Source organism: Sphingobium sp. (assembly GCF_041987595.1).
Taxonomy (GTDB): domain Bacteria; phylum Pseudomonadota; class Alphaproteobacteria; order Sphingomonadales; family Sphingomonadaceae; genus Sphingobium.
Window position 1 is genome coordinate 46,290 of record NZ_JBHIWJ010000005.1, and the last position, 22,474, is coordinate 68,763.

Genomic DNA, 22,474 nt, shown 5'->3' on the forward strand with positions numbered 1-22,474 from the left:
GAAAAGGGCCGCCGCCCGATAGAGCAGCGGCCCGTCACCCCCCAGAGCGACCCGAGGTTATTCAGCGAGCAGAGCGTCGCGGCGAGCTTCCAGAGCCTCAAGCGCGCCCTTGCGCGACTTGCCGCCCGTCTCCGCGTCGATCAGCTTCTGCACCTCGTCCGCGTCGGTGACGCCTTCGAGGTAGGCGGTCAGCTCGGGGACGCTGCCGTCGAGCGGGCCCGGTTCCTTGCCACCCTCGTCCTCGCCTTCCTGCTTGAACCATTCCTCCGCGAAATCGTCGGCCTCGATGACCTGACCGGCTTCCGCCATGACCAGCGCGCCGCCCAGATAGGCGCCGCGCGGGCCGGTGGAGATGTTCTTGACCTTTGCCATGTCCGATCTTCTCAGAAGCTGTCGCGGTACACCATGCCCTTGGGCAGGCGAACCTCAGTGCCACCGACATTCATGATGCCGCCGACCTCATAGACCATGCTGCCCTTCTGGAAGGCGGGCAGGAACTGGTGCGGGCCGGGCAGGTGGAATTTCAGCACCTGCGAATTGTTGGCATAGGCGACGAGGCGCTTGGTGCTGCCGGTCCCGGCGGTCTCCAGAGCCCGGCTCTTGATGATGCGGAGGCTTTCACCAGCCGCATTGTTGGCCTGGAGGAATGAGAGGATCGTCGCGCCGGTATCGGTCACGCGGGTCGTGGCGATGTAATTGTAGCTGCTGGTCGGGAGAACCAGCGTATCGGCCACCATCGTTTCGCCCGATCCGGTTTCGACCGCGGTGATCGCCTCGTTGATGTCGCGAAGGATCTGATCCGGGGTCTTTGCCGACCACAGACGGGACGGGCCGGTGCCGTCATTGGCGACCTGTGCGCTCGGCACGTTCGCGTCATTGACGAAGCCGGTCCAGCCCTTTTCCGCGTCACCACGCGGCGTCTTGCCCAACATGGCGATGCCATAGATGAAGCGATCGGCGGCGAGGCCGGCAGCCAGCGCCTTGTCCGACGACAGCGAGCGGCCCAACTTGGCGGCGCGCTGCATCTCCTGCGTGTTCCATTCATAGCCGATGCCGGCCAGATGGAAGTTGCGGGTGGCCTGCGCCATCTTGGTCGATGCATAGGGCATGTCGAAGGCGCCGCCTGCCAGGAACTCGGCCTGGCCGACCTGATCCATGGAATAGACCAGCGTGCCGACATCCCACATGTCGCCCGAGCTATCCACGCTCATGAAGCGGGTGATGTCGAAGCTCGGATACTTCGTCATGTAGACTTCGGCTTCGATGCGGTACAGCTGGGGCGTCAGGAAGGCGTAACCGACCTGGGCGTCCGAGAGAAAAGCATCGATGCGATCGGCGAAGGTCGCGGCGTGGCGCGCATTGTCGGCGGCCCACAGGCTGATGACCTGATTCTTGACCGCGGCATCGGCGGCCAGGAACAAGATCGGGTCCGTGATGCGACCGGCGGCGGCGTCGAAAAAGTGAGAAATGGCGTTCATATTTGCCCCCTTAGCGCTTCACGATGCGGCACACGCCGTCCGTGACGGTTTCGTCAGCGACCCAGCCGGTTGCGATGTGGGTCGCGTCGGCAGCAGTCGAACCGATCAGGTCGGCCGCGCCGCCGCCGGTGCCCACGGTGATGGCCGCGCCGTCAGCAACGGCGCCCTTGACGTCGACATAGATCGCGCCGCCGGTCAGGATCGCAGCATTGTCATACTGCTGATATTCGTCGGCATCAGCGCCGGCCGGAATAGCGAGCGCGGAGGTGGCGATGGCCCAGCCAAGAAAGGTGGCCAGCGTGCCGACAGTGCCGGTGCAGCCGTGATCGCCCGACCCACGATAGACCGGCTTGCCGAAGGCGATGCCGGCCGCGTCCTCGACAGTCCGCGTGATACGGTTCGAGGTTTCGCCATTGGCGACCATACCGGCATAGCCCTTGGCGACGGTCTCGGTGAAGTTGCTCTGCAAAACAGACATGGATCAGCCCCTTACGAGTAACGCGCAGCGCGCAGGGTGGAGACGACAGCAGCGTCATTGACCGGCTGGCGCAGACCATCGGTCAGGGCGGTGCGCAGCGGATCGGTGGGCTTCGCATCAACGGTCAGCGTGTCGAACGAGATCGAAACCTGATCGTCGGTCCATCCCTTCGCCGCATCGCCAAGCTTGGCATCGACGACAGCGCGCCGGATCGCCGCTTCATCGGCATCCTGTGCGATCTGGACACCAAGCGCCTTCGCCTTGTCGCAGACGATGGCATAGCCCTTCGCAGCGTCGCGCAGCTTGGCCGGGGTGATCGCGGCATCGGCCACCTGCTGCTTGAGCGTGGCGATTTCCGCATCCTTGGTGGCGAGGCCGGTCGTCAGTTCCGCGACCTTGGCCTGGCTGGCGCTCAGGTCCGTGGTCAGCTTTGCACTGTCGGCCTGCAACTTCACAATTGCCGCCTCCGCTTCATCGGAGACGTTCGGGACTTTCAGCCCGTCGATCGTCAGGGTCTTCATGGTTTTGTCTCCGTGGGGAGGTGTGAAAGCGGCTATTGCCGCCGGGTTCGCGTCGCAGAGCGCGACGGAATCGGTAATGGCGCAGGAAGCGCCCGCACGGCCCTTGTCGACGATGGCGACATGGTTGCCGGTGATGGAAACCTGCTTGGCGACGCACTTCACGCCGCCGGGACCGGTGAAGTCGCCGAACTGGAGATCGGCCGCATAGCCGTTGGACAGTTCGCGCTTGCCCGCATCGACGGCGGTTATGGTATCGCCATCGGTCAGCAGGAGATCAAAGGCGAGATATTCGCCATCTCGCATCGCGCCCATGACGACGCCGCGGGCATGATCCCGCCAGTTTGCCGCGTTCACGGCCTCTTTCGGGTGATTGTCCGTGATCGGCTTGCCGATGAAGCTGTGGGCCGACTTGCTGTCGAACACGGCGGCGTCATCGCGCAGGACATGGACCAGCCCAGCATCACGAAGGCCGTGGGCGTTCTGCGGGTCGATCTCGCTGCCGAGATAGGCGTAGGTTCCCGTCCTGGCCGCCTTGGCACGCACGGCCATATAGCCGTCCTGCGTGCGGCGGGGGGCGTCGAGCGTGAGAGCGTCGGCAAAAAGCATGGGGCTGGTTTGCCCCATCGCGGGAAAGGGGTTCTACGGACGCCAGAGGTTCCCATGAGCAGGCGTCGTCAGTGCAGCCTCTATACTCCACCCTTTCCGCAAGCGCTCCGACACCGCGTTCTTGCTCATTCCCAGATGTAGCGCCCAATCCTTCTGCGTCATTGTCTTTCCGTCGTGGGTCAACATAACGTTCGATGACAGGTTGGTCTGCTGCTCTTTTGCTGTTGCCCAGCGGCAGTTGGAAGGTGAATATCCCTCGTCTCCACGAATGCGATCAATCGTGGTGCCTTTCGGTCGCGGCCCCATGTCGCGGACGAAGCGATTGAAACCCTCAGATCCATGCCATTGTGGACAAACGGTGATACCCGCTCCGCCATAGCGGCCAAACGACCGATGCGCCGGGTTGTAGCAGCGCTCGTGCATAGCCTTCCAACTGGAATATTCGGGTGTTCCAGACCCACCGTGCTTCGTGAACCGCTGGCGGCTCATCTCGCCAGATACGCAGCCGCAGCTCAAATGCCGCCCACTGCGCAGCTTTGCAGGCTGGACATGCCGGATGTTGCCGCAGTCACATTGCACCTTGGCGCACCGCAAAGGGTGAGATTTCGTGATGATTGGATCACCCTCACCGAGCACGGTGAACATCCCAAAGCGGGTTTCCCCGCGCAACAATTCCTCTATGCTCATACGAGCCATTGCCGCACCTCCAATGCGATTATGGTTAGAGCCGTGGCGGGAGTTCCAGTCCTGCTGCGGCTCGTCAAATATACCACCGACTCGCTGAAAAACCTAGTTATTCGATCTCATCAAGCAGTCGAATATAGGCCTGTCGGCGGCACGAACAGAAGGGCGGCTCCCCTGGCCCATCCCCCGGTTCGATCTGCTCGCCCCCATCCACTTCCTTGTCGGTGCGCAGCGTGAAAATGTGGCCGTCGCGCTTCTTATGCCACGGCCGAGCATGAAGTTTTCCACCATGGCGATATTTGTATTCGGATAGGCCAGCTTCAGCCTGCCGCTCCTTGTCGAGCGCACTGCTCAGCTTTGACGATTGGTCGCTCGCCACCCGCAAGGCCCGGTCACGACCCATGCCGGTATATCCGCTGATCTCTTTCGCCATCTCGCGAACGGGCGTGCGCTGCTGATATCCCCGAAAGACCGCATCTGATATTCTGGACTGGGCCTGATCCGAAATGTTCTTCACCAAGGCGGTGTTGCGGGCCATCCATGCCGACAAGGTTTCTTCCACCGGCTGCGCGGACAGCATCATTTCCAAATCGACCCCCACGCCCGCGCGGATGGCTGCTGACCACTTCGATCTATGCACTCGCTCAGCAGAAATCAGCCATCGTTGCAGCGCAGGCGTGATCCGCGCCGTCAGGATGATGAGGAACTCATTCGCCACGCCGTTGATCGCGGTCTGCACATGGTCAGCGGTATCGATCGTCAGTGCGTCGGCGGTGGGTAGGGTCTGCGGATCGTACCCGGCGAGGATGCGGTCGACGCTATCGGCCCAGATGCGCCAGGCGGGGGCATAGATGTTGGCGAGGTCGGTGGCCTGGGCCTGCGTCGGGATGATCGGGCGCAGGGTGATGTTGCGACGCTTTCCGGCGCGGCGGGCGAGGGTAGGGAGGGAGTAGGGCATCAGCCGCAGCCAATTAATCAGAGGCGCGCGGGATCATCGAGAAAATGCTTTCAATCAGGGCACGGTCCGCACCTGTCGCGGCCTCAATGCTGTCAAAAAGCGCCGCATCATTCGCAGCACGGCGGGCGGAGGAATTTACGGGGGTTCCCCCGCCGCCGGCAGATGTCCGATCACCTCCTTCCGATCCGACCGGCACAATGCCCAGCTCGGTTTCGTTGCCGTCGCCCGGAAGTTCTCCCGCCTTGGCAGCCTCCTCCAGCGCCTTATCCAGACCTGGCAGCCACTGGTCGTCCGACAGCATGGATTGCGTCGCCTTCTCGATCGCACTCGACGGCAGCAGGGCCGCGTCGACGTAGATTTTGATCGTCTCGGCCTTGATCTTGTTCGTCTCGGCCTGCTCCTTCTCGGAAGGCAGGGAGAGCGGCGCCCACTTGTAGCTGACTTCCTTCGGGCGGGTTCCGAGCGCAGAGGGGATCAATGCGCTATCGATAAGATCGACGGCGGGCGACAGGTAAAGCCGCTGCTTGCTGCGGATCATTGTATGATAATTCTGCTCGTCGTGATCGCCGGTGCTGTTCATACCCTGCGGAGCGCGACCGAGCAGGCGCGTGGCAGGAATGTCGGCGGCACCGGCGACGACCGATAGCAGCGATTCGATCATCTCGGGCATGCCTGTGAGCGAAAGCTGGCGCTGCGTGAATTCGTCGTCCTTGTCGAGATAGACGCCGCGGAGGGACGATTTGCCTGCGTCGGTATATTGCACCCGCTTGCGAACCGCGTCCTCATTGCTGATGAGGTTTTGCATGAAGCCCGACAGCCGGTAGATGTCAATCTTCGCCTCGTCGATGAGGCGCGCAAATCCGTCATTGGCCTTGATCGCGTTCTTCACGGCCCGGTCCACCCGGGTCAGGACGCTATCACCCCAGAAATAATCCTCCCATGTCACACCGGGAAAACGCGGGACCCGCGCACCCTTGAAAACGACCATGCGCGAGGGGTGGATGCGAGGTTGGCCGACCGTGCCGTTGATGCGGAAGAACCTGGGCTGGCCAAACCAAGGCGAGTTAACGTCGCGCTCCTCCTCCTCGACCGTCAGTTCCCAGCGATTGAAGACGTGCGCATATTTCAGGCTATCCTTGGTCGCTTTTGGCGCAGGATTCTCCGGGTTCGCATCGCCATATCCAAGCAACATAGCGCCACCGCCGAGGCGTCCGTAGGAGATGCCCTCCTGCACCTTTCCGACGATCCCGAAATTGCGCTCAGCCTCCTCCAGGGCTTCGATCTGCCCTTCGTCCGCCTGCCACTCGCGCCACTCGCGCACCATGTCTTCAGCTGGGATATCCACGATTTTGCCCAGCAACCAGTTGGCCCGATAGCCGGAGATGATCTCCTGCGGCGACATCGGCACGAAATACCAGTTGTCCCAGACGCTGCGGTCTATGCTGGTCCCGGCGCCGGTCGCGGCATTGACAAGGCCCGCGAGGCCGTCGCGCGTGATCGGCACGACATTGCTGCGCGCGGCAGATTGGATGGGGTTGCCGCGGTGGTCGAGCAGATGGGCCATGGTCGGACGCTGCGGGGATCGGCCGGCGAATGCTACGGACGCCAGCCTAGAGAGCAGATGCCCAAGGATCGGCGCCCTCCAGCATCAGCTCGGTCAGCGCCCACACCATCGCATCGGCCCGGTCAGGCGATCCCTCGCCTACAAACCCCGATGATGTGAAATTGCACATCTGATCCTCCATATCGGGGAACGTCCCGACATGACTGACCTTGCCCTGCTCATAGAGCGCGGCGATCGGCTCTGCGCGCACTACCTTACCCCGGCTCGCTGTAACCTCCTTGTAGGGCACGGACTGGTCAGCCGTCTTGATCACGAACGCGACCATGGCCCCGCCATAGTTCCGCTCGCCGATCACCCGATCAGCCTGCCAGCGCCGATACATCTCGACAGCGCGCCGCCCCCAGCCATCTGGCGATAGCTGACAGGTCGCATCTTCCAGCACATAGGCGCGCCCATCGATGCCCTTACCTGCCACAACGATGCCGATGTCATCGCCTGTCCCATCGCCCTTCGTTCCCGAAGGATCGACCGCGACCACGATACGCTGCATCTGCGGCTTCTGATCCTCCGTGATGCGGAGGCTGTCGATGCCGGGAATCACGCGATCGTCCGGCGCTTTCCGATCCTCCAGCGTCCACAGCGCGCCATTGACCTCGCTAGCCCATTCCCCGGCCTCGAAGCGCAGCCGCTTGGCCGCCGACATGGATGCCAGCACCTCGAAATATTCGGCCGGCAGGTTATCCGCATTGTCCGACGGATTGACTTTCATCTCGACATAATCGTCGGGGTTCGGCACCGCCTCTTTCGTGCCTGGTTTCATCTTCTGCCGGAACAGTTGGAATGACCAGTGCAGCTTGCTCGGCGGGTTGCAGTCGAAATAGGCCTTCAGCGCGAGGTGCGTCCGCCCGGTCGCGGCGGCGATCTCGGGCGCAAGTTCGCATTTCTGGGCGAGACGGGACATAGCCATCTCGACCGAACCCCACGGGATCTGTGAGGACTCGTTGAAGTAGAGCGTCACATATTCCGCGCCGAGGATCTTCTCGACCCGTTCCTTGTCATCCAGACCCGCTATCCAGATCTGCGAGCCATTGGGAAGCTCGACGTAAAAATCGGTCTTGTCGAACCGGACGCGCAGCGCGGGGAAGCATAACTTCAGCACCTTGGGCAGCGTGTCGGCCCAGATGCTGGTCTTGGCGTGGTTGAAACGGAACCGAAAAATCGCGTGCCGGGAGCCGGGTGCATTGATGGCACGCTGGACGATGGCGCGGCACAGGAGGAAGGTCTTGCCCGAGCGCGAACCGCCGCGGAGCATGATGTTGCGGGCAGGGGAGGCGAGGAGGTCGCGCGCCTCTTCCTGCTTGGGGGTTAGCTTGGCAATCGCCGGGCCGCCATTGTGCCCTATGCCAACAGGACGCTCAGCAGAGATTTCGTCAGCAAATCCAACCGCTGGGCTCAAAGGGCAGCGTCCTTGCTGTCGATCACCAGCGTCATCGCGCCAGTATGCTCGACCTTCTCCTTGAAGGCCTGGACATCGATGTGCTTGCCGATCAGCTCGAGCCGTTTGATCCGGTCGCTGATCTTGAGCTTGGTGACGACGCCCGCTCCCGCGCCGATCGTCTCGACTTCGATGCCAGCTACCAGACCTTGGCGCCAGATCAGCGGCCAGTCCTTGACCGGCTTCACGTTGCCCCGTTCGTCGTACAGGTCGGCAAGGTCGGCTACGCTTTCCTGCGCGAGCCGAGCGAGCAACCAAGCCGCATTTACCTGAGTTTCCTCCGATCGCTTCGTCTTGGCGTCAGCAATGGCACTACGGACGCTAACATTCGCTAACAGCCTTGCACCTTGCTCGTTTGCCGTCCTTGCGCTGTAGCCCGCCCTGATCGCCGCTTGGGTGGCATTCAGGTCGATGAGATATTCCTCGACAAAGCGCTGTTGCTTCGGGGTCATCGCGCAATCGTCCTCCCCACGGTCCGGCTCTTCCCCAGCACCGTCACCACGACGCCGTTCTGGATTATCATCCGCTCCCCATTTTTCCCGATCACGACCTTGCATCCGAACTCATCGGCCACAGCGAGGGCAGGGCTGCGCATCTCGGCACGCAACGCAGCTATATCGACGCCCTTCACCCGTTCTAGGTAGCGGATGACGGCATGGTCGGAGATGTCGACGGTCATACCCGCACCTCGTCCAACGCAGTCGTGTCGCCCTTCATGTACCGCTGCCGAAGTGCGATCAGCCGGTCCTGGCCGCATTCCTTCAGCCAGCGCTTGTTGCGCGCCGTGCGCCCGCCGTAATAGCGCTCGACACCGCGCCACCCGTCCTTGACGAAGCGAAAGGGGAAGCCCTCGGGGGCCGGTTCGAAAGGCTTGGCCTTGATCATGGCTCGATTTCGTCTCCATGGCTGTCTGCGATCATTTCCGCCGCCTCGAAGCGAACCGAGCGGGGAAGGCGGTTCCAGTGCCGGAGGAAGCTCTCCAGCGGGCTATCCTCGACCTGGCGCTCATCGCGGGGACGGGACTTCATCGCCTCGTGCCTGGTCTGCTCCGGGGTCCAGTGCCGATCCTTGGCGACATGCAGCAGCTCCAGCGCTTCCTGACCGGGCAGGGCAGCAGCCGCGGCGTGATGCTCGATCGTCAGGGCCTTGTCGCGGAGGTGCGCGGGGAAGGCGGTCGCGGCCTTGGTGATGTCCTTCAGGCGCTTCGGGGCGATGCCGAGATTCTCGGACAGGAAGTCGAAACTGGTCTGGTCGAGGAATCCCTGCGACCGGCCATCGATCATCCAGTCGGCCAGCGCCCAATCGACATCACGGCGACGCGCGGCGAGGGCGCGGCCGGTGTCGACCCAGGCGTTGAAGGTCGGCGCGACCGGGGCGGCTTCGATGACGGTTACGGCGTTCACTTGTCCCATTCCCCCATTCCATTTGGCTTTCCACATCCCCAGCACTTGCGAGGGCGCTCCTGTCCGGTGTCGCGTTCGCGGGCGCCGCAGAGGCAGGCGATTTCCTTGATCTTCGGCTTCATGCGGCGGACCTCCCGAGCACCCGGTCAATGATCGATCCGGTGGCCTCGCTCAGCGCGGAGGCAGCGGACTTGCGGCGTTCCAGTTCTTCGCGAACCGGGATGTCGAAGAAACCCAGCGACCGGGGCGACGTGCGCAGGGCGGCGCAACGTTTGGTCACCAGTTCCCTGATCATGGCTGGGTCGGCACCAGCCTCTAACCATTCCCCGACAATCGAGAGCGCGGTTTGATGCTTGTCGAAATTGCGACCTGGATCAGGCGGCTCAATTCTGGCGGTCCGGCACAGGTCGAGCATCAGGTCTTGAACCTCTCTCGCACGCGCGCCCGCGCTAGAAGCGTTAGCTTCTTCTGGTATCTGGTATCTGGTATGGCTTGAGCCTCGCTCTAGCCCGGCTTGATCCGTTTCTTTGTTTTCATTGGATTTTTTTCGGTTTTCGCTAGATTTACGTCCGCCTTCCGAACCGTTTTCAGCGCAAATTCGGCTCGTTTTCAGCGATTTTTTTATCTCGAAAATGGCCCGTTCATTGGTGATATGGCCGCCCTCGACCGCGATCTTTCCCTTGGAAACGAGGGTATCGCGAAGGGCGGCCCACTTGCGCAGAGACACGCCCATATAGCCTGCCAGCAACCGGTCATTGCTCACGATTGGGCCGCCGCGATCATAGATCAGGTCGAGAATGGTCTGATACGCGCCGCGCTCCTCCAGGGTGAGCGACATGAAGCCCGTGAGGGCGTCGCTGTGATAGCGCTTGTGCCAGTGCTGGGCGCTCATTGGATGGCACCTCGCACGGCCTGATAGGCGCCAAAGAACCGGCCCGTAGCGGCACCGCCGGGACCGTTTCGGCGCTTGGCAACGATGAAGTCGATCTGGCCTTCGCAGCGGTCGAGCGCAGCTTGCCAATCGATGAATTTCGGGTCCGTCTCGGACGGCTTGCCCTGGCGCAGATAATATTCGTCGCGGTACAGGAACACGACGGCATCGGCATCCTGCTCTATCTGCCCGCTGTCGCGCAGGTCGGAGAGCATTGGGCGCTTGTCGGTCCGGCTCTCGACACTGCGATTGAGCTGGGCGAGGGCGAGGACGCCGACATCATATTGCTTGGCGATGGCCTTCAGCCCGCGCGATACCTCCGAGACGGCAAGGTTCATGTTGTCGGTGCGGAAATCGGGGCGCAGCAGCTGGAGATAATCGACCATCACCAGTTCGAGCTTCTGCCCGGCGGCTTCCATGCGGCGCTTGTAGCGGCGCACGATCATGTTGAGGCGGCCGATGGTCAGCGACGAGGCGTCGACCAGATGTAGCGGCATGTCGCGGAACACGCGGCCCGCCTCATAAACACGGCGCCTGGCATTGTCGGAGGTGAACCGGCCATCGCGGATCGCTTCATAGGGAATGCCAGACCGGCCATCGAAGATCACGTCGCTGGTCGCGCGCTGCATCAGTTCGCGGCGGTTCATTTCCAGGCTGACGAACAGGACGCCATGCCCGGCACTGGCGGCGCCAGTGGCATAGGACAGCGCTGCGGATGTCTTGCCCATGCCGGGGCGGCCGGCGAGGACGTCGAGATGGTGCGGCTTGATCGGCCCCAGCACCTCGTCAAGGCAATCGATCTGGCCGCCGCTGGTGACGCCGTTGGTCGGCTCGTCATAGCCGGCGATCATTTCATCGAACGCCTTGGCCGCGCTGATCTGCACCACGCCATCCTGTGTTTCGCTCATGCTGGACAGCGCGGCGTCGGCGATGGCGACCACTTCTTCGTTGGTCGCGTCCATGCTGGCGGCGAGCGCGGCCGCTTCGGTCAGCCCGTCGATCAGCTTGCGCCGGCGCGCCATGTCGATGACCTGCTGCACGCTGGTTTCGAGCGCGAGCATGGCGAGGCCATTGCCCGTCAGCTGGGCCAGGTATCCGACACCGCCCAATTCCTGGAGCGCGGGATCTTCGTCCAGATAGGGCTTCAGCGTGACGGGGTTTGCAGCGCGGCCAAGCGAAGCCTCGCGCACGATGACGGAATAGATGCGCCCGAACAGGGCCTCGGAGAAATCTTCGGCGGACAGGCGGTCGGCCACGCGGTCGATCAGCTTGTTCTCCATCATGAGCGCGCCGATGATGGCGGCCTCGCTCTCAACATTCTTCACGGCTTCGATCTTCTGGCTTTCGATCACAGACCGCCCTCCAGCGCACTGAATGCTTTAGCAAAGCGGCTGTGGGCGCGGATCATCGCCTCGTTGTGCTGGCGATCGTCGGCCAAATCCGGCCGGACGCGCAGGGCGCGGGCCAGCTCGGCATATTCGTCCCAGAGGCGATCGACCTCCGTGGGTGTGTAAAGGCGGACGACGTTGGTCATTGCAACACCCCCCAGGCGCGGAGACTCGCCTCGCCTTCCTCGACTGAGCGGAAAACGGCATGGCGGACGCCGTGCAGTTGGCACCAATCGCGCCAATCCTTCTGTGCGGGCGTGAGTGATCCCGTTTTGCTCTTGGCCTCCAGCACCCCGGAGCCGCCGTCCCAGAGGAACAGATAGTCACTCGCGCCAGTGATCAGCCCTGCGGCGCGCGCGATCGCGGCGGCCGGGGTAGCGCGCGCCGACCCAGCCAATTCGTTAGGCACATGGCAGAAGACAGCGCGCAACCGGCCCTCCAGCGCGTGGGCGCGGAGACCGTTGGCGAACTGCACGGCCATATGGTCCTCGGGTCCGAGGCGCAGGCGCCGGGACAGCGAGGTGTATTGCATCAGGCGGACAAGGACGGCCGGGGTTTTCATGTAGCACTCACTGAATTCATCCTCGCCCCGGCACATGGCCGGGGTCCGGTGAAGCCAGCGTGCTTACTCTGGCGCGCCAACGAAGATCGGGAGGCTGGTTTTGCTGCGCACCTCTTCAAGTGCCTCATTGAACGCTGTTTCGAAGGTCAGGTCCGGACGCCACAGTTCATACCAGAACAACAGCCCCTCGCTGGTCTTGCGGTAGCGAAAGCGCGCGATCAGGCGGAACACTTCGGTCGACCGGGCAAAGACAGGGATGGTGATGGAGAACATCGTGGGTAGGGTCAGGGGCTTGCCGTCGCCGTCCGTGTGTTCGCTGTCGAAAGTGAATTGCGCTTCGCCCGTCGACAGGTTCTTCGCTTCCTTGATTACGGCCCGCTCATAGACCTGAAGCCCGCGGGAGATCTCGACCAGTTTCGATGGTGTCGCGAGTGAACCGCGATTGGCGCTCACGAAGTCCTGTGAGGCTTTGGCGAAGGACTCTACAGGATCGGCGGAGACGTCCACGATGTTGTCTTCGATGAACCTAGCGAAATCGACCATCCCCATCGGCTTTGCGTTGCCGCCGATCCAAGCCTGCCATTCCTTGGAGAGCGGAAACGTATAGCTCGCCTTGTGACGCCGGGCCTGCGCGGCATTCACCGATCCTTCCCCGTCTACCTCGGCATTATCCGGATGGTAATCGAAGATCGCCGTCAGCGACGGCCGGGCAAAATCGTCGCTGGCGAAGATGGCGGAATGCGTAAATTTGAACCGATTTACGAGGTCGATGAACGATTGTAGTTGTGTCAGCGCCACCGTGCCGCTGCGATGGAGCGGGAACGGGCGAAAGGCATCCCATGCGCTCGGTTCAACCGGCGCGAGACCGGCGTGGGACAGGGCAAAATGGGCTTTCGTGCCGTCGCGCGGGTCAATCAGTTCAACGGGCTGGGCCTTGATGTGATCTTCAGCGACCGAAAAGGCGGCTTCCATTAGCTCACCGGTGCGGTCAGCAACTGTATTTGCGTTTGTCATGTTCATGCCCCCAATCAGCCGCGCACAACGCGGGCTTCAGTGTTGATTTCGCGGATGGTGCCGAACAGATTTCCTTGGTTCGGCTTATTCGGGCTCATGCGGCCATCGCTGGTGAACCAGGCAACGGTAGCGCCGTGCTTCTCGACGGGCAGCTTGAACGCCAAGCTGGGCGTCAGTACCGAGAATTCCCGGTCGTGGTCGTAATCGACCTCGATGGTGAGTGTGATCTTGCCCTTCGCCTTCTTGCCGGTGTCGATGCCGACCGCTTCGAGCTTGGTGGCGAATTCACGTAACGGCTCAGAGCTGTCCGCATTAAACTGCCCGTCCTTAAGCATCAGGATGAGATCGCAGAGGGTAGATGCGGCTGGGTAACGTCGTCCGCCATCGGCGGCTCGTTGCTCGATTATTTCGCCTGTTTCCTGATCAACGGTATCCATCTATATTCTCCATGACGTTAGTCGGGGCCGTGCTTCGCTTCCCTCGGGGCGCGGCCCATTCGCCCCGGCGAATTCACAAGAGGGATGGCGGGACTGGCCGCCCCATTTCTTCGCAAAGCTGGCGGGCTCTCGCTTTCACCACCTCGCGTTCATTGCGGCGCTTCGTCTGAGCGGCATTGGAAAGGCGCCGGGCGGCCCAGCGGTTGAGCAGGGCGCCGATCACCGCAGCCACCCCTTGATCCGGAGCACGACATCGAGCGGCACGCCCCGGTCAGCGGCGATGCGCACCGGATCTTTGCCGGTCAGCAGGTCGGACTTGATGGCGTCGTTCTGCGAGATATGACCGTCAGCGCGCTTTTCGCGAGCGGCGACCCTGGCGAGGGAGGATTCGAGCGTCGGGCTGTTCATGCTGCGGCCTCCAGCACAGTGCGTGCATCTTGGAGCGCCTGAGCATGGCCGCGATAGGTGTTGGCCATTTGCTGGTAGTGGTCTTGAAGACCGCGAAGGGCGCGGGCCAAGGTGATGTCACCATTCTCGTGCAGCCAGCGAGCGCGCAGGCCGAAGCCCGCCGATCGGGCTGTAAACCAGTCGCCTTTCTCGGTACGGGAGTAAGTCACCTCAAGCGTAGATAGCCGGTTGAAGCCGCTCGACTGGGTACCGGTGGCGGTCAGCTTCGTGGCGCCTTTTCCCGCCCGGTGGACGGTCCAGCTATAGCCGGGCATGATCTTCACCAGCTTGGCGCGGAAGTCTTTTGCGTCCATCACGCCGCGTCCCCGTGGCTGGAGATCGGCAGGATGGTCGCGATCAGCTGGTCAGCAGCATCCCGGCACGCCGGCAATTCCGTGTGGTCAATGCGTCCATCCGCAGCGGCGGTCGCGATGACAGACAGATGGGCCAAGGCGTTCGCCGCCAAGACGGTCGGCTGCAACTCTTCCTCGCCATCTAGCGGGCGAACCGCGTAACCGATGGTCGCCATGAACGCGCCGACGGCATGATCGCCCAGGGCCCAGCAGAAAGACAGCGCATCGGCAGCGGTGATCCGGCGCTGCTTTGCCGCGTCGCGGGAAACTATCGCATCGATCTGGTAGATGTTCAGCCCGCTATCTTCGGCCAGCTTCGCGCGGGTGGTGGTTCGAGCAACATTGACGGCGCGATCATATTCTCGGCGCAGGACGTCCCTGATACGTTCGTCCGAAACGATAGCTGCGCTTGGGACAGAATTGTTGCGGTGCGTCATGCACATGCATCCTCATGAGAGGGGACAAGATCAGTGCAGCCGGGCCGATCATTCAGGCCGTGCCCGGCTGCGTGCGACCGCGAGGGCTCGCGGAAATCGAAGAACTGGGCGTCGAAAGGGAAGGGGCGATAGCCTGGTACCCGGAGCGCGCAGTGGACTGGCGTGGGGGTGCGGGCGTTCATGCTGCGTCCTGCTCCGCCGGAACCTGCACCCATGACTTCATCGGCACTTTGCCGCCCGTAGCCCGCTCAATAGCGGCCGCGATCTCCAGCGAGGGAAGCATTTTGCCGCGCCGGATACGGCTGACGATGCTCCGGTCGCGACCGATTTTGGCGGAAAGATCGGCGTCAGTGACCTTCTTCCGATCCATATAATCCTGTAAGGCTGTGCTCATGAATGCACTATGTGCAAATAATGCACATACGTCAAGGTCAGCTTGTGCAGATTATGCGCACGACTTTTCTGTGCATCGTGTGCACGTAGCGGACATGGCAGAAGTGCAAACCGAATGGCTGCAATCACGCAAAGAAACGTTGGGCGTTGCTGATAAAGCTATCGCAGCTGCGATCGGACGCGATCGCACGATCGTGACCAAGCTCATCAACGGTACGATGCCATTCGATTTCAAATATCTCGATGGGTTCGCATCTGCCCTCCAGATGGGAAAGATCGATGTTTTGTATCGCTTTGGCGTTTTGGACGAGCCGGGAAACCAAAACGATCCAGCGCCGGCCTCTCCGCCGCCATTGAGCGAAGACGAAGTAGACATCCAGCAATGGGACATCGCCTACGGCATGGGCGGCGGAACGTACCTGGACCTGCCCGTCACCGGCGAGACACATCGGTTTTCCCGCTCATGGCTGCGTCAGTTCACTCACGCGCCTCCGGAGCGGATATTCCTGGCGACGGGCACCGGCGATTCCATGATGCCTACGATCCTCGATGCTGACATCGTGATCGTGGATACGTCGCAGACGGAAGTGCGCTTGGCAGACAAGATCTGGGCGGCGGCTTACGGGCAGACGGGCATCATCAAGCGGCTGCGGCCGATGCCCGATGGGAGCGTTAAGATCCTATCAGACAATCCGAATGTGCCTCCTGAGACGGCCTATGACGGCGAGTTGAACGTGGTGGGGCGCGTCGTGGCGATCGTGAGGAAGACGTAGACGGATGAGCCGGGGGGACGTCGATGACTTGCTGGCCGCCGAAAAGGAGATGGTCGGCGTTTTCGAGTGGACTGATAACCACCGCAAGAATGAACGCCGCATGGTGATTCCGCTGGCTATCGGCGGCGAAACAACGAACATGGAACTGGTAATAAAAGCGTTCCCGAACCATGAAGAACTTAAGTTTACCATTATGCTCACATATACTGTTTGCGTTTGGAGGCTTTGTTTTGCAACTGACACGGCTCATTTGAATCCAGTTATTCGGCCAAGTCATCTTCCCATTGGTCCTTTTAATACACCGCATTATCATTCTTGGGCGGACAATCGTCCGAAGAACGACACCAGCCCATTGCCAAAGAGGATGATTTTCGCTAATTTTATTCCTGACAATCTCGTCGATTTTCTGGGGTGCTTCCGATGGTTTTGCGCCCAGACGAATATACGGATTGGAAAGGGGCAGGAGCCTATGCTCCCGCCACCCGATAGGTTGTTGTGATGCTGCTCGAGAATGTAACTCAGGCCCTGACTAACTGGCCGGCGCCCCGTCTCGTCGGCAATAGAGTTGTTGTGCCCACGCAGTGCGTGACGAGTGGTGGCGACGTTATCCACGTCACCGTTGAAGGCGGACAGAACTCCTTTAAGGTTCATGACGATGGCGCGGCTATTCGCATTTTTGAGAATAGTGGCGGTGAGATGGTCACCGCGCCGAAGATGCTTGCTATTTTTCTGAAGGAGCAAGGCCTCAGGGTAGATGGTTTCGGCGTTATCAGCGCTCCCTTGGCCAGCCTGAACGAACTTGCACCAACTATCGTCCTGGTGGCCAATGCCGCAAGGGACGCAGCCGAGCATTTGCTTCATAGGTGGAAGCCTGCGTTCAAAAGAAAATTCAAGGACACGGTCCGCGATCTACTTGAGGAAGAATTTCCGAAGCGCTGGGAGCACGATCGCACCGTCATCGGACACAGCAACAAGCCCCAGAAATTCGACTTCTCAATTGATCTCGGTCACGAGCGCAAATTGTTTTTTGACGCCGTGGTGCCCGATTCCAATTCAATCAGCATTGCGGTGGTGCGCCATTTGGACGTAGCTCAGGCGAAGAACGAAAACGTTATTCAGCGTATCGTCTACGATGACCGTGCGGTCTGGAAAGCATCCGACATAAACCTGCTGAAAATGGGCGCGCCGACGTTACCGTTCAGCCAAGCGCGGCAGGTGTTCGAGCGCATCGCCGCCTGATGCGTCACCTATCCCTAGCCGTGGTGGGCGTCGGCTACGATAACAAGACCGGCCCGTCACGGCGCTTCGAAATCGAGATATGCAGACCGGGTGAGGCTGTCGAGCTTCGCCCGGAACCGCGCAACCCGGCTGATCGTAACGCGATCGCGGTCTATTCCGCACGCGGCATCCAGATCGGCTATCTGCGCGCCGAGCGTGCACCGTTCATTGGCGCCGCCATGCGCCGGGGCATCGTCAGCGCCATCTTCCAAAAATCCGAGACCTGGGGTGCGACCATTCGAGCGCATCTGGACGGAAGCGAGCCTGTGCTGCCGGAACCCGACGATTCGCGCGCCAATGACTGGCCGCCTCCGGGGTCTGAAGATCCGGACTGGTGGCCGGATGAGGAATGGCCCGACGAATAAAGTGCAATATTTGCACAAAGTGGATTGACGATGATGTGCAGATAATGCACATAACACCCATCAGCCGGTGAGCCGCAAGCGCAGACCCGGCAGGCACTACGCCGATGGGAGAAGTCACCGTGGCCCAGTCCACCAATCACCAGCCCCGGAGCCTGACGCACGACGATGCGTCTGCCGCCTGGGAGGACGCCTACAGCTACAAGGCTGAGATCGAGCGCAGGGAGCAGGCGCGTCGGGAGCTTCCGATCCCGACCATCACCATCACGGCGATGCTGGTCTGGTCGTGGTTCTGGTTCTGCGTGCTGTATCTGGCCGGGTGGGCGCAATCGTGAGCGTCGATCTTCATGGGCCTTGGATCTGGGATCGTTCGAGCGGCCAGATTCGCACGCTACCCGCCGAGGGTCGCCCTCATGGCGCTGTGGTCGCCAGCGTGGGCAATCACCCAGGCTTCATCGAAAAGGGCACGATTGGGCCGCTTCTCGAGGCCGCGCCGGAATTGCTGGAGGCGGCACAGGCTCTTGGGGCTATGCCGGAGGGATATTGCTTTTGCAGCAAAGACCGGATCGGCGACGATAGCAAGAAGCATGAGCCGGAATGTGCAGACCTTCGCGCCGCCATCGCCAAAGCCACAGGTGCCGCATGAGCTCTTCTAATAACCCCAGCGCCTTCCCAGTTAACACGGCCAATATGCCGAACCCCGGAGCATATGAGGCTGATCCCGGCATGACGCTGCGCGACTGGTTCGCTGGACAGGCATTGGCTGGCATGATGGCGAGTGAGGCCGGCATCCAACCTTATCCGCATGATTGGGCGGCTGAGCGCGCATTTCTGATTGCCGACGCCATGCTTGCAGAGCGCGCCAAAGCCACAGGTGCTGCATGAACGCCACCGACCGCACCCGCGACGAGGCCGATCGCGCTCAGCGCCTGCTGAACGACCAGATAGCCCGCATCGACGCGGCTCTGGCTTTCATGGAGCAGCGCAAGGCCGTCTATCAGCCGGGCATCTATGCGAACCTCCGGGCCGCGCTGAACAGCCACCGCGACAAGGCGCTCTGGTATCTCGACCAGCCCAACTGCGGCGGGCGTACCACGCTTGGCCTGATGGGCATCAACGGTCGCGGGCCGCTGCTCGACCAGGCCATCCGCTCTGTCGACTTCCATGCCAACCGGGTGCGCTACGTGCCGCCCGCATATCGTCAGGAGATCGCCGCATGACGACGTCCGCCTTTGAAATCGACAGCGCCGCCAGCAATTCAATTGTCGTTGCTGTCGCTCAGAACCCGGCAATAGTGCTTGTGGATCAGGGCAAGCGGGCCGATCTGTTCGCCCATATCCAGCAGGAGATCGACGCGTTCACGCCGGACCTGTCGACCGCGAGGGGGCGCGACGCGATCAAGTCCTTCGCGTTCAAGATTACCCGCACCAAGACCGCGATCGACGATGCCGGCAAGAAGCTGAACGAGGAAGCGCGCGCCAAGATCGCCGTCGTCGATGCTGCCCGGCGCGATGCCCGCGAAAAGCTGGACGAGATGGCCAAGGGTGTCCGCAAGCCGCTGACCGATTGGGAGGAGGCGGAGAAGGCGCGCGTTGCTGAGTGCGACGCCATCATTAACAAGATGGCGCTGGATGGTGTCGTCACGCTGGACGATACCTCCGAAACCGTTCGCCAGCGCGGCAAAGCCATTTGGGAAACCGTGATCGAGGCAGAGCGCTTTGGCGACAAGTTCGATCAGGCGATGCGCGCGAAAGAGCATGCCGTCGATATGCTGAAGTCCGCGCTGGCTCGCCTGATCCGCGAGGAGGAAGAGCGTGCCGAACTGGAGCGGTTGCGCGCAGCTGAAGCGGAGCGGGTTGCCAAGGAGCAGGCGGAACGCGAGCGGCGGGAAGCGGTAGAGCGTGCCGCTGCCGAAGCCAAGGCCGAGGAGGAGCGCCGCGCCGCCGCCGAGACGGCGGAGCAGGAGCGCATTGCCGCCGCCAAGCGAGAAGCGGAGGACCGCGCCAGGGCAGAGGCAGAGGCCGCCGCTGAAGCGGAACGCCAGCGCATCCAGCGTGAGCATGAGGAGGCGCTGGCCGCTGAGCGGCGCCGTACCGAGGAAGCGGAACGCGCCCGGCAGGCTGAAGTTGACCGCATCGCCCGTGAAGATGCGGCCCGCAAGGCGGAGGCCGACCGCCTTGCTGCCGAGCAGGCTGCCCGGGCGGCTGATGAAGCCCACCGCTCCGAAGTGAAGGCGAAGGCCGCTGGCGCACTGGTTGCCATGGGCCTCGCGGAGCGGACTGCCTTCCGCGTCGTGCAGGCGATTTGCGCGAACGACATTCCCCACGTCCGCTTGGAGTTCTGATCCATGACCGACAATCCCTTTGACATCGGCTATGTCGAGCCGAAGCAAGCCGACATCTACGAAGCCTTCGACCGCGAAGCGCCAGCGCCCAAGGAGCCAGAGCAGAAGCCTGTCACCTGTGGCGAGATCATCCGCCTGCCCAGCGCGGAATATCACGCCGATCCCGCGCCGGAGCCGAGCCTGTCCGCCACGCTCGCAAAGCTGCTGATCAAGCGCTCGCCCCGCCATGCATGGATGGCCAGCCCACGCCTCAATCCCGATTGCCGGTCGGTCCACAAGAAGACGTTCGACATCGGCAGGGCCGCGCACCGGGCCATCCTTGGCTGTGGCGACGACTATGTGACGATCCCCGCCAGCCTGCTCGCAAAGAACGGCGCGGCCAGCACCACCGAGGCCAAGGCCTTCATCGCCGATGCCCGCCTGCGCGACCTGACGCCGTTGAAAGAGGAAGAGGTCGAGCAGATCGAGGCGATGCGGACGGTTGCCCATGCCCGGCTGCTCGATCACGGTATCACGTTGGATCCGGAGCGGTCCGAACTGTGCGCGATCGCCCAGGTCGAAGGCGTGTGGTGCCGCACCATGTTCGACAATGTGCCGGCTGATCCGCTCGCGCCGATCTACGACTTCAAGACCTGCGAAGACGCCAGTCCCGACGCCTGTATGCGCGCCATCCTCAACTACGGATACGACATTCAGGCCGCGCACTATCGCGCCGTCTGGAAGGCCGCGACCGGCGAGAACCGCAATTTCGTCTTCATCTTCCAGGAGAAGCCGGAGCCCTACGAGGTCACGCTGATCAGCCTGTCCGGCTCCTTCGAGGCGATGGCCGTTCGCCGCGCCGCTCGCGCTCGGAAAATCTGGAACGACTGCATCACCGCCAACAACTGGCCCGGTTACCCGACCGGCCTGCATCAGGTCGACGCCCCGTCGTGGCTGGTCGAGCGCGAATTTGAGGAGGAATTTTAATGCCCATTCGGTTCATTCCCGTTCAGGAAATCAACGATCCGCTGACGATCGCGCTGGGCATTTCCGGCGGCAGCGGCACCGGAAAGACCTTCACGTCGCTGCGCGTGGCGCGCGGAATCGCGGAGGCGATCACCGGCAAGAAGGGCTCGCCCATCGGCTACGTCGATACCGAGAACAAGCGTGCGCTGCATTATAAGGCCGCGTTCCCGGAAATGGCGCACTTCGATTTCACCGCCATCAATGATGACGGCGAGCTGGTCGGCTTCGGGCCGGAACGCTGGATCGAGGTGATCGACGCGGCGGAAGAGGCTGAACTGCCGGTGCTGATCATGGATAGCTTCAGCCATGCCTGGGAAGGTGTGGGCGGTGTTCTCGATCAGCACGCTCAGGTGTTGGACCGGCTGGTGCAGCAGGCACAGCAGCGTGCCAATGGCCGTTACGAGGTCGATCCCGCAAAGTTCAGCCAGCTTGCATGGGCAGAGGTGAAGCCGCGCTATCGCCGCCTCATCGATCGCATCGTCCGCGCCAAGACCAATGTGATCATCTGCACCCGCGCCAAGCCGGTCATGCAGAAGGGATACGGCGACAAGGTTGAGAACGCCCGCGCAACCAAGACGCGCCGCAAGGATGTGCCTTGGGACCCGGCGAGCGACGGCGACCTGATGTTCGAGATGACCGCGATGGTGATCCTCGATCCCTCCGCGCCTGGTTGCCCGGTCCATCAGATCAAGGTTGCCGATCAGTTCAAGAGCCTCCTCGATCCGCGTCGCCCGATGGGCGAGGACACCGGCGCGGCCATGGCTGAATGGGCCAAGGGGCAGGGCGGCGCGCAGAAGCAGAAAGAAACGATGGACTTCGCCCGCGAGAAGGCGAGGGACGGCACCGAGGCTTTCACGGCATGGTGGAATAGCGACGATGGGAAAGCCGCTCGCTCAGTCGTCCGCCCGATTATGGAGGAGATTAAGGCGATCTGCGCCGAGGCCGATCGGCTTGCCAATACTTCGGACGATAACCCGTTTGGCGAAGGCCCAGACGACAGCCAGCGTGGAGAGCAGTTCAACGGCATCGATGAAGACGAAATGGCGCGCCGGGTTCGGGAGGAAACCAATGCGATGGCGGCAGCGGCGTGACCGACTGCACCCACCCCCGGAGCAAGGGAGCGGTGCGCTGCCGCTCCTGCGCCGCCAAGCACATGGCGACCGATCCTGAGATCAAGCAGCGCCGCCGTGAAGGTCTGCGCCGGTATCTCGCGCAGCCCGGCACGCTGCTGGCGAAGCGGGAAACCCTGCGCCGGACCATGGAAAAGGTCCGGGCCACACCGGAGCATCAGGACTGGCTGCGCGAGCATGGCAAGCGCCTCTACCGCGACGTCCTGACCCGCCCCGATGTGGTCGAAAAGACGCTTTCGCCGGAGACGAACGCCAAGCGCTCGGAGTCCATCCGGTCCTTTCGGCTCCGGGACATCCCGCACGGCCTGCGCGCCGAATACCGGCACCTGGTCAAGGTCAAGCGCATCCCGGCCGCCGAGGCAAAGCAGATCATCCTCGACCAGTTCAAGCGTCAGATGGGCGCGAGGACGGCGGGTTAAACCATTCACCAAGG

34 protein-coding genes are annotated in these 22,474 nt (G+C 62.2%); 12 read left to right on the plus strand and 22 right to left on the minus strand.

Going from position 1 to position 22,474, the window contains the following annotated elements:
* Positions 1 to 57: 57 nt before the first annotated feature.
* From ACFC3J_RS02575 to ACFC3J_RS02680, 22 genes are all read right to left on the minus strand, one after another.
* Entirely contained in the window at positions 58 to 372 is a 315-nt protein-coding gene (locus tag ACFC3J_RS02575; RefSeq protein WP_375194652.1) for a hypothetical protein, read from the minus strand.
* Positions 373 to 383: 11 nt separating this feature from the next.
* On the minus strand, positions 384 to 1,478 hold the full coding sequence (locus ACFC3J_RS02580) for a DUF2184 domain-containing protein (RefSeq protein ID WP_375194653.1): 1,095 nt from the start codon (positions 1,476 to 1,478) through the stop codon (positions 384 to 386).
* 10 nt (positions 1,479 to 1,488) lie between these two features.
* The gene (locus ACFC3J_RS02585) at positions 1,489 to 1,956 is read right to left on the minus strand and encodes a hypothetical protein (protein WP_375194654.1); all 468 of its coding nucleotides are present in this window, start codon (positions 1,954 to 1,956) and stop codon (positions 1,489 to 1,491) included.
* Between the two features lie 11 nt (positions 1,957 to 1,967).
* A complete protein-coding gene (locus tag ACFC3J_RS02590; protein WP_375194655.1) occupies positions 1,968 to 3,083 on the minus strand; it encodes a DUF2213 domain-containing protein in 1,116 nt (371 codons plus the stop codon).
* Positions 3,084 to 3,116: 33 nt separating this feature from the next.
* Entirely contained in the window at positions 3,117 to 3,770 is a 654-nt protein-coding gene (locus ACFC3J_RS02595; protein WP_375194656.1) for a hypothetical protein, read from the minus strand.
* 106 nt (positions 3,771 to 3,876) lie between these two features.
* Positions 3,877 to 4,725, minus strand: a complete 849-nt coding sequence (locus ACFC3J_RS02600) for a phage minor head protein (RefSeq protein ID WP_375194657.1) — start codon at positions 4,723 to 4,725, stop codon at positions 3,877 to 3,879.
* Between the two features lie 13 nt (positions 4,726 to 4,738).
* Positions 4,739 to 6,289: a DUF1073 domain-containing protein gene (locus ACFC3J_RS02605; RefSeq protein WP_375194658.1), complete on the minus strand. Its 1,551-nt coding sequence runs from the start codon at positions 6,287 to 6,289 to the stop codon at positions 4,739 to 4,741.
* Between the two features lie 46 nt (positions 6,290 to 6,335).
* On the minus strand, positions 6,336 to 7,745 hold the full coding sequence (locus ACFC3J_RS02610) for a phage terminase large subunit (protein WP_375194659.1): 1,410 nt from the start codon (positions 7,743 to 7,745) through the stop codon (positions 6,336 to 6,338).
* Positions 7,742 to 8,236 (minus strand): terminase small subunit, encoded by a 495-nt coding sequence (locus ACFC3J_RS02615; protein ID WP_375194660.1) that lies wholly within the window; start codon positions 8,234 to 8,236, stop codon positions 7,742 to 7,744. Before ACFC3J_RS02615 ends, ACFC3J_RS02610 begins: the two co-directional genes overlap by 4 nt.
* Positions 8,233 to 8,463, minus strand: coding sequence for a hypothetical protein (locus ACFC3J_RS02620; protein ID WP_375194661.1), 231 nt, complete (start codon positions 8,461 to 8,463; stop codon positions 8,233 to 8,235). Before ACFC3J_RS02620 ends, ACFC3J_RS02615 begins: the two co-directional genes overlap by 4 nt.
* Positions 8,460 to 8,669, minus strand: a complete 210-nt coding sequence (locus tag ACFC3J_RS02625) for a hypothetical protein (RefSeq protein WP_375194662.1) — start codon at positions 8,667 to 8,669, stop codon at positions 8,460 to 8,462. The genes ACFC3J_RS02620 and ACFC3J_RS02625 overlap by 4 nt, the downstream gene beginning before the upstream one ends.
* Positions 8,666 to 9,187: a hypothetical protein gene (locus tag ACFC3J_RS02630; RefSeq protein WP_375194663.1), complete on the minus strand. Its 522-nt coding sequence runs from the start codon at positions 9,185 to 9,187 to the stop codon at positions 8,666 to 8,668. Before ACFC3J_RS02630 ends, ACFC3J_RS02625 begins: the two co-directional genes overlap by 4 nt.
* A 118-nt stretch (positions 9,188 to 9,305) precedes the next feature.
* Positions 9,306 to 10,079, minus strand: coding sequence for a DUF1376 domain-containing protein (locus ACFC3J_RS02635; protein ID WP_375194664.1), 774 nt, complete (start codon positions 10,077 to 10,079; stop codon positions 9,306 to 9,308).
* Positions 10,076 to 11,470: a replicative DNA helicase gene (locus tag ACFC3J_RS02640; protein ID WP_375194665.1), complete on the minus strand. Its 1,395-nt coding sequence runs from the start codon at positions 11,468 to 11,470 to the stop codon at positions 10,076 to 10,078. The genes ACFC3J_RS02635 and ACFC3J_RS02640 overlap by 4 nt, the downstream gene beginning before the upstream one ends.
* A complete protein-coding gene (locus ACFC3J_RS02645) occupies positions 11,467 to 11,652 on the minus strand; it encodes a hypothetical protein (RefSeq protein ID WP_375194666.1) in 186 nt (61 codons plus the stop codon). Before ACFC3J_RS02645 ends, ACFC3J_RS02640 begins: the two co-directional genes overlap by 4 nt.
* Complete coding sequence (locus tag ACFC3J_RS02650; protein WP_375194667.1) at positions 11,649 to 12,068, minus strand: hypothetical protein; 420 nt, start codon at positions 12,066 to 12,068, stop codon at positions 11,649 to 11,651. Before ACFC3J_RS02650 ends, ACFC3J_RS02645 begins: the two co-directional genes overlap by 4 nt.
* Positions 12,069 to 12,131: 63 nt before the next feature.
* A complete protein-coding gene (locus ACFC3J_RS02655) occupies positions 12,132 to 13,088 on the minus strand; it encodes a DUF2303 family protein (RefSeq protein ID WP_375194668.1) in 957 nt (318 codons plus the stop codon).
* Between the two features lie 8 nt (positions 13,089 to 13,096).
* Positions 13,097 to 13,519 (minus strand): hypothetical protein, encoded by a 423-nt coding sequence (locus ACFC3J_RS02660; protein WP_375194669.1) that lies wholly within the window; start codon positions 13,517 to 13,519, stop codon positions 13,097 to 13,099.
* A 219-nt stretch (positions 13,520 to 13,738) separates the two neighbouring features.
* Positions 13,739 to 13,927 (minus strand): hypothetical protein, encoded by a 189-nt coding sequence (locus ACFC3J_RS02665; RefSeq protein ID WP_375194670.1) that lies wholly within the window; start codon positions 13,925 to 13,927, stop codon positions 13,739 to 13,741.
* Complete coding sequence (locus ACFC3J_RS02670) at positions 13,924 to 14,280, minus strand: hypothetical protein (protein ID WP_375194671.1); 357 nt, start codon at positions 14,278 to 14,280, stop codon at positions 13,924 to 13,926. The genes ACFC3J_RS02665 and ACFC3J_RS02670 overlap by 4 nt, the downstream gene beginning before the upstream one ends.
* Positions 14,280 to 14,756, minus strand: a complete 477-nt coding sequence (locus ACFC3J_RS02675) for a hypothetical protein (protein WP_375194672.1) — start codon at positions 14,754 to 14,756, stop codon at positions 14,280 to 14,282. Before ACFC3J_RS02675 ends, ACFC3J_RS02670 begins: the two co-directional genes overlap by 1 nt.
* Before the next feature lie 178 nt (positions 14,757 to 14,934).
* Positions 14,935 to 15,150, minus strand: coding sequence for a helix-turn-helix domain-containing protein (locus ACFC3J_RS02680; protein WP_375194673.1), 216 nt, complete (start codon positions 15,148 to 15,150; stop codon positions 14,935 to 14,937).
* Between the two features lie 103 nt (positions 15,151 to 15,253).
* Between ACFC3J_RS02680 and ACFC3J_RS02685 the strand changes: the two genes are divergently transcribed.
* From ACFC3J_RS02685 to ACFC3J_RS02740, 12 genes are all read left to right on the plus strand, one after another.
* Positions 15,254 to 15,922, plus strand: coding sequence for a helix-turn-helix transcriptional regulator (locus ACFC3J_RS02685; protein ID WP_375194674.1), 669 nt, complete (start codon positions 15,254 to 15,256; stop codon positions 15,920 to 15,922).
* A gap of 4 nt (positions 15,923 to 15,926) precedes the next feature.
* Positions 15,927 to 16,421: a hypothetical protein gene (locus ACFC3J_RS02690; protein ID WP_375194675.1), complete on the plus strand. Its 495-nt coding sequence runs from the start codon at positions 15,927 to 15,929 to the stop codon at positions 16,419 to 16,421.
* Complete coding sequence (locus tag ACFC3J_RS02695; RefSeq protein WP_375194676.1) at positions 16,421 to 17,161, plus strand: hypothetical protein; 741 nt, start codon at positions 16,421 to 16,423, stop codon at positions 17,159 to 17,161. Before ACFC3J_RS02690 ends, ACFC3J_RS02695 begins: the two co-directional genes overlap by 1 nt.
* On the plus strand, positions 17,161 to 17,565 hold the full coding sequence (locus ACFC3J_RS02700; RefSeq protein ID WP_375194677.1) for an HIRAN domain-containing protein: 405 nt from the start codon (positions 17,161 to 17,163) through the stop codon (positions 17,563 to 17,565). The genes ACFC3J_RS02695 and ACFC3J_RS02700 overlap by 1 nt, the downstream gene beginning before the upstream one ends.
* 104 nt (positions 17,566 to 17,669) lie before the next feature.
* Entirely contained in the window at positions 17,670 to 17,897 is a 228-nt protein-coding gene (locus ACFC3J_RS02705) for a hypothetical protein (RefSeq protein ID WP_375194678.1), read from the plus strand.
* Positions 17,898 to 17,983: 86 nt separating this feature from the next.
* The gene (locus ACFC3J_RS02710) at positions 17,984 to 18,208 is read left to right on the plus strand and encodes a hypothetical protein (RefSeq protein ID WP_375194679.1); all 225 of its coding nucleotides are present in this window, start codon (positions 17,984 to 17,986) and stop codon (positions 18,206 to 18,208) included.
* Positions 18,205 to 18,447, plus strand: a complete 243-nt coding sequence (locus ACFC3J_RS02715; protein ID WP_375194680.1) for a hypothetical protein — start codon at positions 18,205 to 18,207, stop codon at positions 18,445 to 18,447. Before ACFC3J_RS02710 ends, ACFC3J_RS02715 begins: the two co-directional genes overlap by 4 nt.
* Positions 18,444 to 18,782 (plus strand): hypothetical protein, encoded by a 339-nt coding sequence (locus tag ACFC3J_RS02720; RefSeq protein ID WP_375194681.1) that lies wholly within the window; start codon positions 18,444 to 18,446, stop codon positions 18,780 to 18,782. The genes ACFC3J_RS02715 and ACFC3J_RS02720 overlap by 4 nt, the downstream gene beginning before the upstream one ends.
* Positions 18,779 to 19,906, plus strand: a complete 1,128-nt coding sequence (locus tag ACFC3J_RS02725; RefSeq protein ID WP_375194682.1) for a hypothetical protein — start codon at positions 18,779 to 18,781, stop codon at positions 19,904 to 19,906. The genes ACFC3J_RS02720 and ACFC3J_RS02725 overlap by 4 nt, the downstream gene beginning before the upstream one ends.
* Positions 19,907 to 19,909: 3 nt before the next feature.
* Entirely contained in the window at positions 19,910 to 20,872 is a 963-nt protein-coding gene (locus ACFC3J_RS02730; protein WP_375194683.1) for a PD-(D/E)XK nuclease-like domain-containing protein, read from the plus strand.
* The gene (locus ACFC3J_RS02735) at positions 20,872 to 22,002 is read left to right on the plus strand and encodes a hypothetical protein (protein ID WP_375194684.1); all 1,131 of its coding nucleotides are present in this window, start codon (positions 20,872 to 20,874) and stop codon (positions 22,000 to 22,002) included. The genes ACFC3J_RS02730 and ACFC3J_RS02735 overlap by 1 nt, the downstream gene beginning before the upstream one ends.
* The gene (locus tag ACFC3J_RS02740; RefSeq protein ID WP_375194685.1) at positions 21,999 to 22,460 is read left to right on the plus strand and encodes a hypothetical protein; all 462 of its coding nucleotides are present in this window, start codon (positions 21,999 to 22,001) and stop codon (positions 22,458 to 22,460) included. Before ACFC3J_RS02735 ends, ACFC3J_RS02740 begins: the two co-directional genes overlap by 4 nt.
* The last annotated feature ends 14 nt before the right edge of the window (positions 22,461 to 22,474 follow it).